Below are 15,668 nucleotides of genomic sequence, written 5' to 3'. Positions count from 1 at the left end.
TCGATGAAAGCCATGATCTTCGCCGCCGGGCGCGGCGAACGGATGCGTCCCCTGACCGACACCTGCCCCAAGCCCCTGCTGAAGGTGCGCGGCCGCCCGCTGATCGAATGGCACGTGCTGAACCTGGTGCGCGCCGGCATGCCGGAAATCGTCATCAACCACGCCCACCTGGGTCACATGATCGAGGAGTACCTGGGCGACGGCAGCCGCTACGGCGCCACGATCCGCTACTCGGCCGAAAAGGAAGCGCTGGAGACCGCCGGCGGCATCGCCAACGCCCGTCACCTGCTGGGCGAGGAGCCCTTCTTCGCCGTCTCGGGCGACATCTACTGCCCCCACTTCGACTTCGCCGAGGCCAAGGACGTCCTGCACGACAAGGACATGTGGGGCAATGCCTACCCGATCGAGAAGCGCGACATCGCCTGGATCTGGCTGGTGAAGAACCCGTCGTTCCACCCGAAGGGCGACTTCGCGCTGAACCTGTACACGGTCTCGAACACGGGCGCGCCGACGTACACTTTCGCCAACCTGGGCGTCTACCGCATGTCGATGTTCGACGGTATCGCGCCGGGCCAGCACGCGGGCCTGGGCAAGCTGCTGCGCGAGTACGCCGACCGCGGGCTGGTGGGCGGTGAACTCTACGAAGGCGACTGGGACAACGTCGGCACGCCCCAGCAGCTCGAAGAGCTCAACGGCAAGCGGCCATGAACACTGCGCCCTACGCCGAGCGGCGCGCCCGCCTGATGGCCCAGCTGGAGCCGGGCAGCGTGGCGGTGCTGGCCACCAGCCCCGAGGTGGCGCGCAATGCCGACAGCGACTATCCCTACCGCCACGACAGCGCCTTTTATTACCTGACCGGTTTCACGGAGCCGGAGGCGGTGCTGGTCCTGGTCGCGACACGGGGCGCGCAGGCGGCGCAAGCCATCCTGTTCTGCCGCGAGAAAAATCCCGAGCGCGAGATCTGGGATGGCCTGCGCTACGGGCCCGAGGCGGCGTGCGAGGCGTTCGGCTTCGATGCGGCCTTTCCCGTAGATGCGCTCGATGCGCACATGGCGGCCTTGCTGGCCGACGTGCCGGCGCTCTACTGCAAGCTGGCACGCGACGAGCGGCTCGACGCGCAATTGCGCCGCTGGCTCGACAGCGTGCGCCGCCAGGGCCGCAGCGGCATCCAGGCGCCGCCGGCGCTGCGCGATGTCACGCCGCTGCTGGACGAGATGCGCGTCGTCAAGGACGCGTTCGAACAGGCCGTCATGCTGCGTGCCGGCGAGATTTCCGGCGCCGCCCACGTGCGCGCCATGCGCGCGGCGCGCCCCGGCGTCTTCGAATATCAACTGGAAGCGGAGCTGCTGTACGAATTCCGCCGCAACGGCGCCCAGTTCCCGGCCTACACGCCGATCGTGGCATCGGGCGCCAACAGCTGCATCCTGCACTACAACAGCAACGACCGCCGGATCGCCGACGGCGAGCTGGTACTGATCGACGCCGGCTGCGAACTGGATGGCTACGCTTCCGACATCACCCGCACCTTCCCCGTCAACGGCCGCTTCAACGCGCCCCAGCGCAGCCTGTACGAGCTGGTGCTGGCGGCGCAACAGGCGGCGTTCGACGCCGTGCAGCCGGGCCGCACCTTCCACTCGGTGCACGAGGCGGCCGTTCGCGTGCTGGCGCAGGGCATGCTCGACGTCGGGCTGCTGAAGCGCGACCAGCATGGAAGTGTCGACGACGTCATCGCCAACAAGGCCTATCTGCCGTTCTACATGCACGGCACCAGTCACTGGCTCGGCATGGACGTGCACGACGCCGGTGCCTACCGCCTGCCCACGGGCGCCGAGGCGCCCGGCCAGGAAAAGCCGTCGCGCCCACTGCGGGAAGGCATGGTGCTGACGATCGAGCCGGGCATCTACGTGCGCCCGGCCGAAGGGGTGCCGGAACAGTTCTGGAACATCGGCATCCGCATCGAGGACGACGTCATCGTCGCCCCCGGTGGCCACACGCTGCTGACCGGTTCCGCACCGAAGACGGTGGCGGAGATCGAGGCACTGATGAAGGGTGCTGCATGAACAACTACGATATCGCCATCTGCGGCGCCGGCCCGGCCGGCATGGCGCTGGCCGCGCTGCTGGTGCGGCGCGGCGTGGCCCCAGGCAGCATCGTGCTGGTCGACGCCAAGCCGCTCGACGTGGCCAGCACCGACCCGCGCACCCTGGCGCTGTCGTGGGGCAGCCGCCAGATTCTCGAGCAGATCGGCGCCTGGCCGGTGCCAGCCACGGAAATCCATGAAATCCACGTGTCGCGCAAGGGCCAGTTCGGCCGCAGCATGATCACGCGCACGGAGCACCACGTGCCGGCGCTGGGCTACGTGACGAGATATGGCGACATCGTCACGGTGCTGGGCGGCGTGTGCGAACGGCTCGGCGTGCGCTCGCTGCGCCCGGTCCGCGTCACCGCCATCGAGGAGTCGGCGGATCACGTGCGGCTGGTCCTGGCCGACGGCGGCAGCGTCAGCGCCGCCATCGTCGTGCAGGCCGAGGGCGGCCTGTTCGGCGAACAGGACGACAAGGCGACAAAGCGCGACTACGGCCAGACCGCCATCATCGCCCAGGTCACGACCAGCGCGCCGGTAGCGCAGCGCGCCTACGAGCGTTTTACCGGCGAAGGCCCGCTGGCGCTGCTGCCGCAGGACGACGGCTACTCGCTGGTCTGGTGCGTGCGGCCGGACACGGCGCAGACGCTGCTGGCGATGGGCGACGAGGCCTTCCTGAAGAAGCTGGGCGACACCTTCGGCGAACGCCTCGGCCGCTTCACCAGCGCCACGCGCCGCCTGGCCTTCCCGCTGGGACTGAACGCCGGCATGGCCGGCAGCGCGCGCACGGCCGCCATCGGCAACGCCGCGCAGACCCTGCACCCGGTGGCGGGCCAGGGGCTGAACCTGGGCCTGCGCGACGCCGCCGTGCTGGCGCGCCTGCTGGCACAAGGCGCCACGCCGGACATGCTGGCGCAATACGCCGACCTGCGCCGCCAGGACCGCGACCTGACGGTGCGCCTGACGGACACGATGGCACGGGTGTTCGCCAACGACTCGCCGGTACAGGCGCTGCTGGGCGTGTCGCTGGCCGCCATCGACGTGTTCACGCCGGCGCGCAGCCTGCTGGCGCAATTGATGATGTACGGCCGCAGATAGGGCGAGTGCGCATGGCGTACCAGACCATCCTCGAGTTTTCCAATGCCGGCCGCGGCACCCGCAATATCACGGACGCGGTGGCCAAGGCGGTGGCGCAATCGGGTGTGCAGTGCGGCCTGGCGCACGTGTTCGTGCAGCACACCAGCTGCTCGCTGACGATCACGGAAAACGCCGATCCGGACGTGCGGCGCGACTTGGAAACCATCGCGGCCAGGCTGGCGCCGGACGGCGACCCGGCCTACCGCCACGATACCGAAGGCCCGGACGACATGGCCGCGCACGCCCGCAGCGTGCTGACCGATACCGGCCTGACGGTGCCGGTTGGTGGCGGGCGCCTGCTGCTGGGTACCTGGCAGGGCATTTTCCTGTGGGAGCACCGCACGGCGCCGCAGCGGCGCAAGGTGGTCGTCACGATCCTGGGCGGCTGATCCGCGTAAGCCCACGGTGACAGGCTCCTATCTCAGGGTCGCAGACCCTGAGATAGGAGCCTGTCACCACGGGTCTCCCTCGCGTCTACCAAGCCGCCGGCGCCAACCCGAACGCCGGATCGCTGACGCTGTGAGCCCCCGTCTCGATGCGCCCCGCAAAGCGCCAGGCCGACTCCCCGTCCCGCACGCCGATGTCGTACCACGGCCCCGTTACCGGCAGGCGCAGCACACCGTCCGGAGGAATCCGGTGCGTAACCGGTACGCTGGCACCATAGGCCAGTGGCGTCACCGTCACTTGCTTCTCCACCGTGGCCGGATTGTGCAGGGTCAGCACCAGGCGGTCGCGGTCCTGCGCCGCGCTCACGTTCAGCGCCGCGTAGCCGGCGCGGCCGCTGACGTGGCGGTGGAAGCCGTTCGGTCCCAGCACCCACAGGTCGTACAGCCCATCGGCCGGGGCCACGGTCCAGCGGTCGCTCAGGCCCCGGTCCGCCTCCAGCGTGTAGCGGCGCGGCCCCAGCTCGAGCCGGCGGCGGTCGTACACGTGCAGCACGGCACCGACGCCACCGTTGTTGTCGAACGAGAGCGTAACGCCGGTCGCGTCGACCTGTGCCGTCACTTCCAGCCGGTACGGCAGGCCGCGCGACGGCCGCGTGCCGCCTTCTTGGCGCGGCACCGACTGCGAGCCTTCGGGCGGCACCTCGATCGGCGGCGTGGCGCGCTGGCTCGCCCGTACCGCGTCGGCCCAGGCGATGTCGCGCACCGGCACGGCCGGCTTGCGCGCGTCCGGCGCGGCAAAATCGAAGCAGCTGGTCAGGTCGCCGCACACGGTGCGGCGCCACGGCGCGATGTTCGGCTCGGCGATGCCGAAGCGGCGCTCCAGGAAGCGCAGGATCGACGTGTGGTCGAACACCTGCGAATTGACCCAGCCGCCTTTGCTCCAGGGCGACATGACCAGCATCGGCACGCGCGGCCCCAGGCCGTACAGCCGGCTGTCCGTATGACACTCGGCCGTAAAATCCACCGTGGACTTGCCGGCGCGGCTGCCGTCCGGCTGCCACGACGGCGCCGCCGGCGGCGGCATGTGGTCGAAGAAGGCGTCGTTCTCGTCGTACATCTGCAGCAGCACCGTGCCGGCCCACACGTCCGGATCGGCCAGCAGGGCTTCCAGCACCTGCAGCGTATAGGCGCCGCCCTGGACCGGCGTGGACGGGCTGGGATGCTCGCTGTACAACTGCGGCGGGATCACCCAGCTGACCTGCGGCAGCTTGCCGGCCACCACGTCATCGCGCAGCCCATCCAGCGTGGCGTTCCACAAGGTCGTGCTGAGCGCCTTGTCGGCCAGCGGATTGGGACGGTTCGCGAACGCCTCGCGATAGCGCCGGAACACCTGCAGCAGGTTGCAGCCGAAATTGTCGTCCATGTCCTGGTAGACCTTCCAGCTGACGCCGGCCGCCTCCAGCCGCTCGGCATACGTCACCCAGTTGAAGCCTTGCTCCGGCGGGCCCAGGCCTTCCATGCGGTTGTCGATCAGGGGACCGCCGCCGACGCCGGTCGGGTTGTTCGTCCCGGTCAGCATGAACAGGCGGTTCGGATTGGTGCCGCCCTGCAGCGAGCAGTGGTAGGCGTCGCACAAGGTGAACGCTTCCGCCAGCGCGAACTGGATCGGCAGCTCGGCGCGCGTGTAGTAGGCCATCGACGCATCGGTCTTCGAACGCGGCCAGGAGGCCATGCGGCCTTCGTCCCACGCCGCCTGCGCGTCCGGCCAGGTGTGCGGCAGGTCCATGCGCGGCTGCGCGTTGCCCACCGTCTGGTCCAGGCGGTACGGCATGACGATGCGGTGGCCGTTGTGCTGCTGCCAGACGGTGCGGCCGTCCGGCAACGGAATCGTCAGGCGGTCGCCAAAACCCCGTACGCCGGCCAGCGTGCCGAAATAATGGTCGAAGGAGCGGTTTTCCTGCATCAGGATGACGACATGGCGCACGTCGCCGATGGTGCCGGTACCCTTGCGCGCCGGGACGGCCAGCGCTTCGCGCAGCAGCGGCGGCATCGCGCTCAGGATGCCGGCGGCGGCCGTACCGCCCAGGAAGCGGCGGCGGGAATTCGCGCTCATCGTGCACCTCCGGTCCGTGGCGGAATGGCGCCGCGATGCGCCAGCTTGGCCGCGGCGGCGGCGTTGGCCTGCGCGGCGGCCTGCGCGGCACTCGCACCCTGCAACAGCAGCGCCAGGTAGGTGCCGTTCCAGCAGTCGCCGGCACCGGTCGTGTCCACCACCTGCGCCGGCGCGGCCGGCACTACGGTGCGTTCGCCGTCCAGCCAGATTTCGCAGCCTTCCTCACCCAGCTTCGCCGCCACATGCGGCGCCAGCGTCAGCGCGGGACCAGGCAGCATGTCCGCGTCCGCCGGCAGGCTGGGGAGCAGGATGTCGACATAGGGCAGCAGTTCGATGCAGGCGGCGCGGGCCGCTGCCGCATCCGTCCACAGGCGCGGACGGTAGTTCGGATCGTAGGCGACGGTGACGCCGTGCGCGCGGGCGGTGCGCGCGGCGGCCAGCGTGGCGGCACGGGCGGCCGGCGAGATGGCTTGCGTGATCCCGGACAGCAGCAGGCAACGGGCCGACGCGAGGAAGGTTTCGTCGACGTCGGCCGTCATGCCGGAAGCGGCGCTGCCGGCACGGCGGTACGTGAACGAGCGCTCGCCGGCGGCGTCGACGGAAATGAAGTAGACGCCGTTTTCGCCCGGGACCAGCGGCGCGCGGCTGGTATCGATGCCTTCGGCGCGCCAGGCGGCCAGCAGGCCAGGGCCGAACGGATCGTCGCCCACGCGGCTGACGAACGCTGTGCGGCTGCCAATGCGGGCCGCGGCGACCAGTGCGTTCAGCACGTCGCCACCATGGGATTTGTGGAATTGGGTGGCCTGCGCGAGCGGCGCGGTCGCGTGGAACTCGACCATGCACTCTCCGATGCCGATCAGGTCGAAGGCTGCCGCCTCGCCCGTCCTTGCCGTCATACTCACCGCTGCCCTTTCGTAACTGAACGGGAGCGACATTAGCATGAATTTGCTGCGGGATTACTACAAGGGATGAGAAACCCATGGGGACAGGCACATGTGCCTGTCCCCGCTGCTACCGGTTTATTGGCGGTGCAGGTTCACGTAGCGCGCACCGAAGTACAGGATGAACGCGTAGCAGGCCAGGGGCACGAAGAACGACACCTGGATGCCGCTGGCGTCGGCCAGCGCGCCCTGCGCGAACGGTACCAATGCGCCGCCCACGATCGCCATGCACAGCAGGCCGGAGGCCTGGCCGGTCTGGCGGCCCAGGCCGTGCAGCGCCATGCTGAAGATGGTCGGGAACATGATCGAATTGCACAGGCCCACGGCCAGGATGGCCCACATGGCGAGCTGGCCGCTGCCGAAGATCGCCACCAGGATCAGCAGCATGCTGCAGACGGCATTGAACGCCAGCGCCTTGCCCGGGCTGACCGTGCGCATGACGGCGAAGCCGATGAAGCGGCCTACCATCGCGCCGCCCCAGTACAGGCTGACGTAATGCGCCGCGTCGGCCGGCGCCAGGCCGGCGATATGCGGCTCGCCGATGTAGTTGATCAGGAAGCTGCCGATCGATACTTCACCGCCCACGTACAGGAAGATGCCGATCGTGCCCAGCACCAGGTGCTTGTGCACGAACAGGTCGGTGAAACGCCCGGCCGGCGCGTCGCCGGCCGCGTCGACCAGTTTCGGCAGGCGGGCCAGTGCGAACAGCACGGCCAGCAGCAACAACGCGGCCGCCAGCGCCAGGTACGGTCCCTGTACGGCAGCGGCCTGCTGCGCGCGATAGGCGACCTGCTCGACGGCCGGCAGGCGCGCCAGCTCTTCCGCCCCCAGCACGCTGCCGGACAGGATCAGCATCCCGCCCAGCGCCGGCGCCACCGTGGTGCCCAGCGAGTTGAACGCCTGCGTCAAGGTCAGGCGGCTCGAGGCGGTGCGCGGGTCGCCCAGCACCGTCACGTAGGGGTTCGCCGCGACCTGCAGCACCGTGATACCGCCCGCCAGCACGAAGAAGGCGAACAGGAACAGGCCATAGCCGCCGTTCGCCGCCGGGTAGAACAGCGCGCAACCGGCCGCGGCGACGACCAGGCCGGCAACCGCGCCGCGCTGGTAGCCGATGCGACGGATCAGCATCCCCGCCGGCAGCGACACGATCAGGTAGGCGCCGAAGAAGCAGAACTGCACCAGCATCGCCTGGACGTAGCTCAGTGTGTAAATCGCCTTCAGGTGCGGGATCAGGACGTCGTTCAGCGACGTCAACAGCCCCCACATGAAGAACAGAATCGTAACGATGATCAGCGGCGCCGTGTTGCCGCGACCGTCGTGCGCGACCGCGTCCGGCGCCAGCGCGGCCGTGCTAGTAGGTGTTTCCATGAAGCTCTCCTGTCAAAGTGCGCAGCGGAACGCATCGCTTTCCGCCGCCGCGCCACCCACAACCTGGACATTGGTGAAGGCTGCAACAAAGCTGCCTTGTGCGGTGACGCGGAACGCATTATCCACCTTTGACGCGTCCAGGCCCACAAAGCACGATAGCGGTATCTTTACAGTTCGCTTGCCTTGGCCGGCCAAACGGGTGAATTCGGCCGTCAGGTCGACCGCCTTGTCGCCCATGCCGACCAGCACCTGGCCCTGTGGCGCCGCGCTGACCAGCGTGTCGAAAGTGAGGGCGCCGCGCTCGGTCGCCCACGCCGGCAACGCGCGCGGCTGCGCGGCGCGGGCCTCGATGAAACCGGGGCCGGTCCACGTTACTTTTTTCGCATCCTGCTGTGTATTGACCTGCGCCGTCTCCACCGTCAGCGTGGCCAGCTTGTAGGTGGCGTTCAGGTCGGCGCCCAGCGCGACCCGCTCGCCGCCGCTCTGCATGTAGAGGGGGAACGTGGCCCGGTCGGACTGGTTGAAGACGGGGAAGGCATTGGTTTTGCCGCAGCCAGCGGTAACGCTATCGTCGGCCAGCCTGCCCACGCGGCGGGTACTGCCATAGCGCAGGCCATAGCCGTAGGCGAACAGCGGTGCGTAATGTTTGTCGCCCACGTTCAGCGGCGTCTGGCAGGGGCCTTTCGGCCAGGAGAACGACAGCTTGCCGGTGAACGGCGCGTCGACCTTGCCGTCGGCGCGGCGCAGCAGCACGTCCGCCACGCCCTTGCCTTCGGAGCCGGGCAGCCAGGCGGCGACAAAGCTGTCCGACAGGTTCAGGAGGTCGTTGACGTACAGCGGCCGGCCGGACAGGAACACGGTCACCACCGGCCGGCCCTTGCCGGCCACCGCCTTCAGCACGGCCAGGTCTTCCGGGTAGCGCGCGCTGTGGCGCAGGTTGGCGGCCGGGCCGATATCGCCATCGCCCTCGGCATACGGCGTCTCGCCGATGACGGCGATGACGGCGTCGTAGTCGGCCACGTCGACGCCCTGCCCGTCCGCGCTGAACGCGACCTGGTCGCCGGCCGCGGCGCGCAGCCCGGCCAGGATCGAGTCGGCATGAGGGAAGTCGCTGTTCTTGTTGTCGGTGCCCTGCCAGGTCAGCGTCCAGCCGCCGGACTGGTTGGCGACGCTGTCGGCGCTCTTGCCGACCACCAGCAGCTTCTTGTTGCGCGCCAGCGGCAGGGTAGCGCCGTCATTTTTCAGCAGAACCAAAGACTCTTGCACCAGCTTGCGCGCCAGGGTGCGCGCCTGCAATGCCTCGGGCTTGCCGGCGTGGACGGAGGCGGACGGCTTTTTCAGGTTGGCGCGCAGCTTGACGCGCAGGATGCGCGTGACGGCATCGTCGATGCGCGCCATCGGAATCTGGCCGCTTTTGACCTGCGCGATCGTGTTGGCGATGAATTTCTTCCAGTCGTCCGGCACCATCATCATGTCGATGCCGGCATTGATCGCCTGCGCGCAGCTGTCGTTGGCGCAGCCCGGCACCTCGCCGATGCCGTTCCAGTCGCTGACGACGAACCCGTCGAAGCCCATCTTCTGCTTCAGCACCCCGGTCAGCAGCTCGGCGCTGCCGTGCATCTTGCCATGATCCGTGGTGCCATCGTGCCAGCTGTTAAACGAGGCCATCACCGTCTGGGCACCAGCCTGCAACGCCGTCACGTAGCCGGCGCCGTGGATATCGATCATGTCGCGCTGGCTGGCGCGGTTCACGCCGCGGTCCTTGCCCTGGTCGGTACCGCCGTCGCCGATGAAATGCTTGGCGGTGGCGACGACGTTGGCGTCGTCGCGGAAGTCGCCCTGCAAACCCTCCACGTAGCCGGCCGCGTAGTCACGCACCAGGCGCGGATCTTCCGAAAAGCTTTCATAAGTCCGGCCCCAGCGGTCGTCGCGCACCACGGCCAGCGTGGGCGCGAACACCCAGTTGATGCCGGTGGCGCGCACCGCCTTGCCGACGGCCTGCGCCATCGCTTTCACGCCCGCGCGGTCGCGCGCCGCGCCCAGCCCGATATTGTGCGGGAACAGCGTGGCGCCGGCGACGTTGCCGTTGCCGTGCATGGCGTCGATGCCCCAGATGACGGGAATCTTCGTTGCCATGTCGGTGGCCATCGAGGCGTCGTAGTAGGCGTCCGCCAGCGCCAGCCAGTCGGCCGGGGTGGCGTACTTGTTCCCCTGCGGCCAGCTGCCGCCGCCGTTCAGCACCGAGCCGAGGTAGTACTTGCGCACGTCGTCCGGCGTGACGGTCTTGATCTCGCCCTGCGTCATCTGGCCCACCTTCTGCTCCAGCGTCATGCCGGCCACGATGGCGCGGATGCGCGCTTCCAGCTGCGCGTCCGGCGCGATGGCGCTGCGGATGGCGGGCCAGTCGGCGACCGGCGCGGCGTGGGCGGCGCCGGCCAGCAGCGCGGCGGCAAGAACGGTGAGGCGGGTGGTGCGTGCGGTCATGGGGGTCTCCTGGAGGAAGCTGATGGGTATTGTCGCTCTTGTCTTGTCTACGTGCCGGTCCGCAGGAAGTCGCGGTACCACTGGCCGCTGCGCTTCAGCAGCCGCTGCTGGGTGGCGAAATCCACGTGGGTCAGGCCGAAACGCCGCGTATAGCCCTCGGCCCACTCGAAGTTGTCGAGCAGGCTCCAGGCAAAATAGCCTTGCACCGGCACGCCCTGCGCGAGCGCGTCGCGCAAGGCCGCCAGGTGGCGCACCAGGTAACGCCTGCGGGCTTCGTCGTGCACGGCGCCGTCGATCACCTCGTCGTCGTAGCACGAGCCGTTTTCGGTCACGTGGAGCGCCGGGACCGTGTACTCCCGGTGCAGGCGCAGCAGCAGTTCCGTCAGCCCGGCCGGCTCGACCTCCCAGCCGAAGGCGGTGCGCTCGACGTCCGGCGGGGTGACCACCGCGGTCTGCAGGGGTGCGCGGCCGGGGGCGTGGGCGATCGTCTCGGGAAAATAATAGTTCAGTCCCATGAAGTCGGTCGGCAGCGCGATGGTTTCCAGGTCGCGCGCTTCGATGCGCGGCGCCGCGGCGCCCAGCAGCGCCAGCACGTCCTCCGGATAGCCGCGCCCCGCCAGTGGATCGAGGAACCAGCGATTGCGCAGGCCGTCGTGACGGCGCGCGGCGGCCATGTCGTCGTCGCTCGTCGATGCGGCGCGCACCGGATGCAGGCTGAGGGCGATGCCGACTTGCGCGCCGGCGGCATTGGCGCGCACCAGCGGCACGGCCAGTCCGTGCGACAGCAGCACGTGGTGGCACACCTGCAGCGCCGTGCCGAGGTCCCGGATTCCTGGCGCATGCATGCCGTCCCAGTGGCCGTGCATGGCCGTGCACCACGGCTCGTTGTGCGTGATCCAGTGGTTGACCCGGTCACCCAGCCGGCGCGTGACGGCATCGACGTAGGCGGTGTAGGCGTGCACCGTGTCGCGCGCCGCCCAGCCGCCCCGCTCCTGCAGCGCCTGCGGCAGATCCCAGTGGTACAGCGTGGCCCAAGGTTCCAGGCCACGCGCCAGCATGCCGTCGACAAGGCGCTCGTAGAAGTCCAGGCCCTGTGCGTTGGGGGCGCCGTCCTGCGTCCAGATGCGCGGCCAGGCGATGGAAAAGCGATAGGCGTTGGTGCCCAAGTCGCGTGCCAGGTCGAGGTCCTGCGGCCAGCGGCGGTAGTGGTCGCAGGCGTCGGCACCGCTGCTGCCGTCGCGGATGGCGCCGGGTGTGGCGCAGAAGCGGTCCCAGATCGATTCGACCCTCCCGCCTTCCCGCGTGGCGCCTTCGATCTGGTACGAGGAGGTGGACGTGCCCCAGCGGAAGGCGGCCGGGAAATCGCTGCGTCGGAGGGCCGGCAGGGCGGCCGAAAAGTCATTTGCTGTCATGGATGTCCTGGATGCCGCGTGCCTTGTCGATGGTCAGCCAGTGCAGCAGCGGTTGATGAAGTTCATAGGGTTGCGTGCCGAAAGAACGGAACAGCCGTTCGATCTCGGCCAGCGTGGCGGTCTGGAAGTCCAGCGCCGGCACGCCGGCACCGGGCGCGTTGGTGACGAAGCCCCACTTGCCGGTACCATGGCCGCCCGTGCGGGTGACGACCTTCCACGACCACGCGGTGGCGGCCCAGCCGTACTTGGCATACGTATCGAACGACGCGCGTGCTACCTGGCCGCCCAGCTCCTGGCCCAGCAGCGCCCAGGGCTGGATCTCGCCCAGGTAGAACGCCGTGTCGAGGCGGCGCAGCCGGGCATCCCACTCGCACACGCCGCCCTTGCCGTCCGGCCCGCACGTCAGCCATTCTCGGTGCACGGCCAGCCCTGGCGCGCCCCAGCCGAAGTGGCCCGGATACGGATGCATCTCGAACGCCACGTTGCGCATGCCCTTGTCGGCCGGCTTGCCGTAGGCATCGATGCCCTGGCTGTGGCCCGGCAGGATGATCACGTGGTTCGGATCGACCGCGCGAATCGCCCTGTACAGCTTGCCGACCACCGCCGCCATGTTCTGCGGCGTCGTGCCCCATGGCTCGTTGAGCACGCTGTAGCCGGCCACCGTGCCGTTGTCCTTGTAGCGTGCCGCGATCTGCTGCCACAGCCATTCGGTGCGGGCCTGGTACTCGGGCACGCTCCAGAACCGGTTCTTGCCGGCGCAGCCGCTGTGGTGCTCCCAGCCCTGGCTGCCGACGGCGCCATGCAGGTCCAGGATCACGTACATGCCGCGCGCCTCGGCCTGGCGGATGGCGTCGTCCAGGTAGCGCCAGGCGTCGGCGCGCAGCTGGCGCGGCCGGCGCTCGTCCTCGATCACGCTGTGGATGAACGGCAGGCGTACCACGTTCAGGCCGTGCCGCCGCATCAGGTCCCAGTCGCGCGCGGTGATCCAGTTGTCGCGGAACAGGCGCATCAGGCGCTCCCGCTCGGCGTGGCCGAAGCGCCGTTCCAGCGTGGCCTCCAGCGTGCACTGGTCGTCCTGGTCGCCGCCCAGGTCCATCATCCAGAACTCGTTGATCAGCCAGTTGCCCAGGTTGGTGCCGCGCAGGATCACGGGCCGGCCAGCCGGATCGAGCCATTGCGTACCCGCCGTGTGCAGCATCGGCAGCGGCGCCGCCGCGGCGCCACCGGCCACGACGGCCGCGCTACCGGACACCGCCAGCAGCGCAAGCAAGCGCTTCAACATCGCATTTCTCCCTTCCATTTGGAAAGCTTTCCACGCACAGTCAAGAAAAAGCGCGTCAGCGACGCGCTACCGGTTGCCGCCAGCGCTAAGCGCGGCGCCTGCGCCCTCCGCCTTCCGGCGCCGGGCCCAGCGAGGCGCGCTGCGTGATGCTGACGGGGTAGTCGCGCGTCACAGGCCTGTCGCCGCCATAGCAGCGATTCAGCAGCGCGTTGAGGCCAGCCAGCGCCACGTCGCGCCATGGCACGTGCACGGAGGTCAGGCGCGGCGCGGAAAATTGGGCGCTGGGCGTGTCGTCGTAGCCCAGCACGGAGACGTCGCGCGGCACGGCGATGCCGGCCTCCTGGCACTGCGACAGCGCGCCGATGGCCATCTCGTCGTTCGCGCAGAACAGCGCGGTAAACGGATAATCCGACGCCAGCAACTCGCGCGTGCACGCCCACCCGCCCTCGGGCGAGAAATCGCTTTCGGCCACCCACAGGCCACCGGTGTCGACGCCCTGGCGCCGCAGCTCGGCCATGAAGCCGTCGATCCGCTCGACGTTGTCGGGCGCTGTGGAGGGACCGGCGATGACGGCGATCTGCCGATGGCCGTGCGCCAGCAGCGCCTGCGCCGCCAGTTGCCCGCCCACGCGGTGATCGACGACAAAGCATTGCTCGGCCAGTCCGCTGAACGCCTGGTTGACGACGACGAAGTTCGAGCCGCGGGTGCCGAAGGCCTCGATGTCCTCGTCCTGCAGCGCATTGCTGATCGTGATGATGCCGTCGCAGCCGCGCTCCATCAGGAACTCGATGCCCTCGACCGCCTGGCGTCGCGCATCGCTTTGCCCGACCCCGAACGCGACCACCATGTGCAGGCCGCTGGCGCGCAGCTCCATGTCGATCAACTGCAGGATCGGCGTGTAGAACGTGCCCTTCAGGACCGGGATGTACACGCCGATCATCTTCGAATAGCCGGACAGCAGCGCGCGCGCCGCGTGCGACGGCCGGAAGTCCAGCTCCTCGATCGCCTTGCGCACCTTCGCCAGCGTGGCGGGAGAGACCGCGCCCTTGCCGCTGACGACGCGCGACGCCGTGCCCAGTCCAACGCCCGCGAGCCGGGCTACGTCTTTGATGGTTGCCACTGCTGCCTGTCCTGTAAGTCTGTATCGGCCGAAAACGGCAAGCATACTGCATGCGCCGTTCGTTCCGCCGTCGTCCGTCCCGCCGACCGTTGGGCCGGCGACGGGCGGAGGCCCTGCCGTCCCATGGATGGAAACGTTACCATTTGCGGGTGAACTATACAGGAAAGAGCCTGCCCCGACAGCAGAAATTTGCGCTCAGAGCAGGCAGCGGTACACCGCCAAGGCGTCCACGGTGCGGGGTAGCCCCTGGCGGCGCAGGATGTCGAGGTAGCGTTCGATGCCAATCGCGGGATTGCTCAGCTGAACGCGCTGGTGGCGTGCCGCGGCCAGCACGGCCTCGCGATCGAGGTCGAACAGGTTTTCGGTGAATTCGTCCGGATGCTGTGCCTCGATGGCAAATTCGCGCAGCGCCTCGGCCGGGAAATCGCGCACATTGAAGGTGACGATGACGCTGGCGCCGCAGCGAATCGCCGCCGCCAGCACGTGGCGGTCGTCCGGGTCGGGCAGGGTAAGACCCGGCATCAACTTCTCGTAGCCGCGCACCAGGCAGTCCGGTACCGCAGCATCCATCAGCGCGGACGTGCGATCGAGCTGGGCCTGCATCAGGTCGGGGCGGTTCTTCAGCAGGTTGCGCTTCCATTCACCATGAATACGTTCGCTCCAGCGCGCCCTGAAGCAGCCGGACAGTGCCAGCCACATCAGGAAGTCGCGCAGCGGTGCCGGATACAGCACGCAAGCGTCGTAGACCACGGTGAAGGGGGAGATTCTCATTCATAGCCAAGTTTGAGTTCCAGCGCCTGTTCCGCCAGCGCTTTCATCGCATGATGGCTTGCCGCTTCGCGCGCAGCCTTGAACTGCATCAGGTCGGCGAACCGAACTCTCCGGTGCTTGCCCGCTCGATGAAACGGCAATGCGCCCTCCTCCAGCAGCTTGACGAGGTGCGGGCGCGATACGTTGAGCAGGTCGGCCGCATCCTGCGTGGTCAGCTCGGCGTGCACCGGCACCACCCGGACGGCATTGCCGGCCGCCAGTTCCGCCAGCACGTCGCCCAGCAGGCGCAAGGCGCTCGTGGGAAGCTCGACTTGATGCGGCTGCCCGGCGCTATCGACGATCTGAATCGATTGGGTAGGATGGGTCGTCGCCAAGTGCGCGGCAAGCACGCGCTGGCCCTGCAGCGCGGCCTGGATTTCCGCCGCGGCCGGCAATTCCAAAGTGAAATCTACGGTGGTGGACATGGGACCTCCTCTGGCAGATAGACCCATGCTAATCGAAACAATCGAAATGCACAACAAATAAACAAACAAAACAAACAAGCTGCCCAGCCGTGCCAGGCAGCTTGCTT

Annotated in this window: 13 protein-coding genes; 4 read left to right on the top strand and 9 right to left on the bottom strand. The window is 68.6% G+C overall.

Annotation, left to right across the window (positions count from 1 at the left end):
• Window positions 1-3: 3 nt before the first annotated feature.
• The 4 genes from E7V67_000745 to E7V67_000730 are packed head-to-tail and all read left to right on the top strand — an operon-like array spanning window position 4 to window position 3,609.
• Window positions 4-708: a nucleotidyltransferase family protein gene (locus E7V67_000745; protein WUR13667.1), complete on the top strand. Its 705-nt coding sequence runs from the start codon at window positions 4-6 to the stop codon at window positions 706-708.
• Window positions 705-2,060, top strand: a complete 1,356-nt coding sequence (pepP, locus tag E7V67_000740) for a Xaa-Pro aminopeptidase (GenBank protein WUR13666.1) — start codon at window positions 705-707, stop codon at window positions 2,058-2,060. The genes E7V67_000745 and pepP overlap by 4 nt, the downstream gene beginning before the upstream one ends.
• Window positions 2,057-3,181: an FAD-dependent monooxygenase gene (locus E7V67_000735; GenBank protein ID WUR13665.1), complete on the top strand. Its 1,125-nt coding sequence runs from the start codon at window positions 2,057-2,059 to the stop codon at window positions 3,179-3,181. The genes pepP and E7V67_000735 overlap by 4 nt, the downstream gene beginning before the upstream one ends.
• An 11-nt stretch (window positions 3,182-3,192) precedes the next feature.
• On the top strand, window positions 3,193-3,609 hold the full coding sequence (locus E7V67_000730) for a secondary thiamine-phosphate synthase enzyme YjbQ (GenBank protein WUR13664.1): 417 nt from the start codon (window positions 3,193-3,195) through the stop codon (window positions 3,607-3,609).
• Window positions 3,610-3,694: 85 nt separating this feature from the next.
• Here the strand turns inward: E7V67_000730 and E7V67_000725 are convergent, their stop codons facing one another.
• The 9 genes from E7V67_000725 to E7V67_000685 all read right to left on the bottom strand — a co-directional run bounded on the left by E7V67_000725 (window position 3,695) and on the right by E7V67_000685 (window position 15,561).
• On the bottom strand, window positions 3,695-5,719 hold the full coding sequence (locus E7V67_000725) for a phospholipase C, phosphocholine-specific (GenBank protein WUR13663.1): 2,025 nt from the start codon (window positions 5,717-5,719) through the stop codon (window positions 3,695-3,697).
• The gene (locus E7V67_000720) at window positions 5,716-6,615 is read right to left on the bottom strand and encodes a sugar kinase (protein ID WUR13662.1); all 900 of its coding nucleotides are present in this window, start codon (window positions 6,613-6,615) and stop codon (window positions 5,716-5,718) included. The genes E7V67_000725 and E7V67_000720 overlap by 4 nt, the downstream gene beginning before the upstream one ends.
• A gap of 123 nt (window positions 6,616-6,738) precedes the next feature.
• Window positions 6,739-8,028 (bottom strand): sugar MFS transporter, encoded by a 1,290-nt coding sequence (locus E7V67_000715; protein ID WUR13661.1) that lies wholly within the window; start codon window positions 8,026-8,028, stop codon window positions 6,739-6,741.
• Between the two features lie 12 nt (window positions 8,029-8,040).
• Window positions 8,041-10,512 (bottom strand): glycoside hydrolase family 3 N-terminal domain-containing protein, encoded by a 2,472-nt coding sequence (locus tag E7V67_000710; GenBank protein ID WUR13660.1) that lies wholly within the window; start codon window positions 10,510-10,512, stop codon window positions 8,041-8,043.
• Window positions 10,513-10,559: 47 nt separating this feature from the next.
• Window positions 10,560-11,924 carry a GH1 family beta-glucosidase gene (locus tag E7V67_000705; GenBank protein WUR13659.1) on the bottom strand — a complete coding sequence of 455 codons (1,365 nt, stop codon included), beginning with the start codon at window positions 11,922-11,924 and terminating at the stop codon, window positions 10,560-10,562.
• Window positions 11,911-13,206 carry a cellulase family glycosylhydrolase gene (locus E7V67_000700; GenBank protein WUR13658.1) on the bottom strand — a complete coding sequence of 432 codons (1,296 nt, stop codon included), beginning with the start codon at window positions 13,204-13,206 and terminating at the stop codon, window positions 11,911-11,913. The genes E7V67_000705 and E7V67_000700 overlap by 14 nt, the downstream gene beginning before the upstream one ends.
• 85 nt (window positions 13,207-13,291) lie before the next feature.
• Entirely contained in the window at window positions 13,292-14,326 is a 1,035-nt protein-coding gene (locus E7V67_000695; GenBank protein ID WUR13657.1) for a LacI family DNA-binding transcriptional regulator, read from the bottom strand.
• A 195-nt stretch (window positions 14,327-14,521) separates the two neighbouring features.
• Complete coding sequence (locus E7V67_000690) at window positions 14,522-15,097, bottom strand: PIN domain-containing protein (GenBank protein WUR13656.1); 576 nt, start codon at window positions 15,095-15,097, stop codon at window positions 14,522-14,524.
• Complete coding sequence (locus E7V67_000685; protein WUR13655.1) at window positions 15,094-15,561, bottom strand: helix-turn-helix domain-containing protein; 468 nt, start codon at window positions 15,559-15,561, stop codon at window positions 15,094-15,096. Before E7V67_000685 ends, E7V67_000690 begins: the two co-directional genes overlap by 4 nt.
• Window positions 15,562-15,668: the final 107 nt, after the last annotated feature.

Source organism: [Empedobacter] haloabium, from assembly GCA_008011715.2.
GTDB lineage: Bacteria > Pseudomonadota > Gammaproteobacteria > Burkholderiales > Burkholderiaceae_D > Rugamonas > Rugamonas haloabia.
Note: the sequence above shows the minus strand (reverse complement) of the source record. Positions and strands in the feature narration are given on the sequence as shown.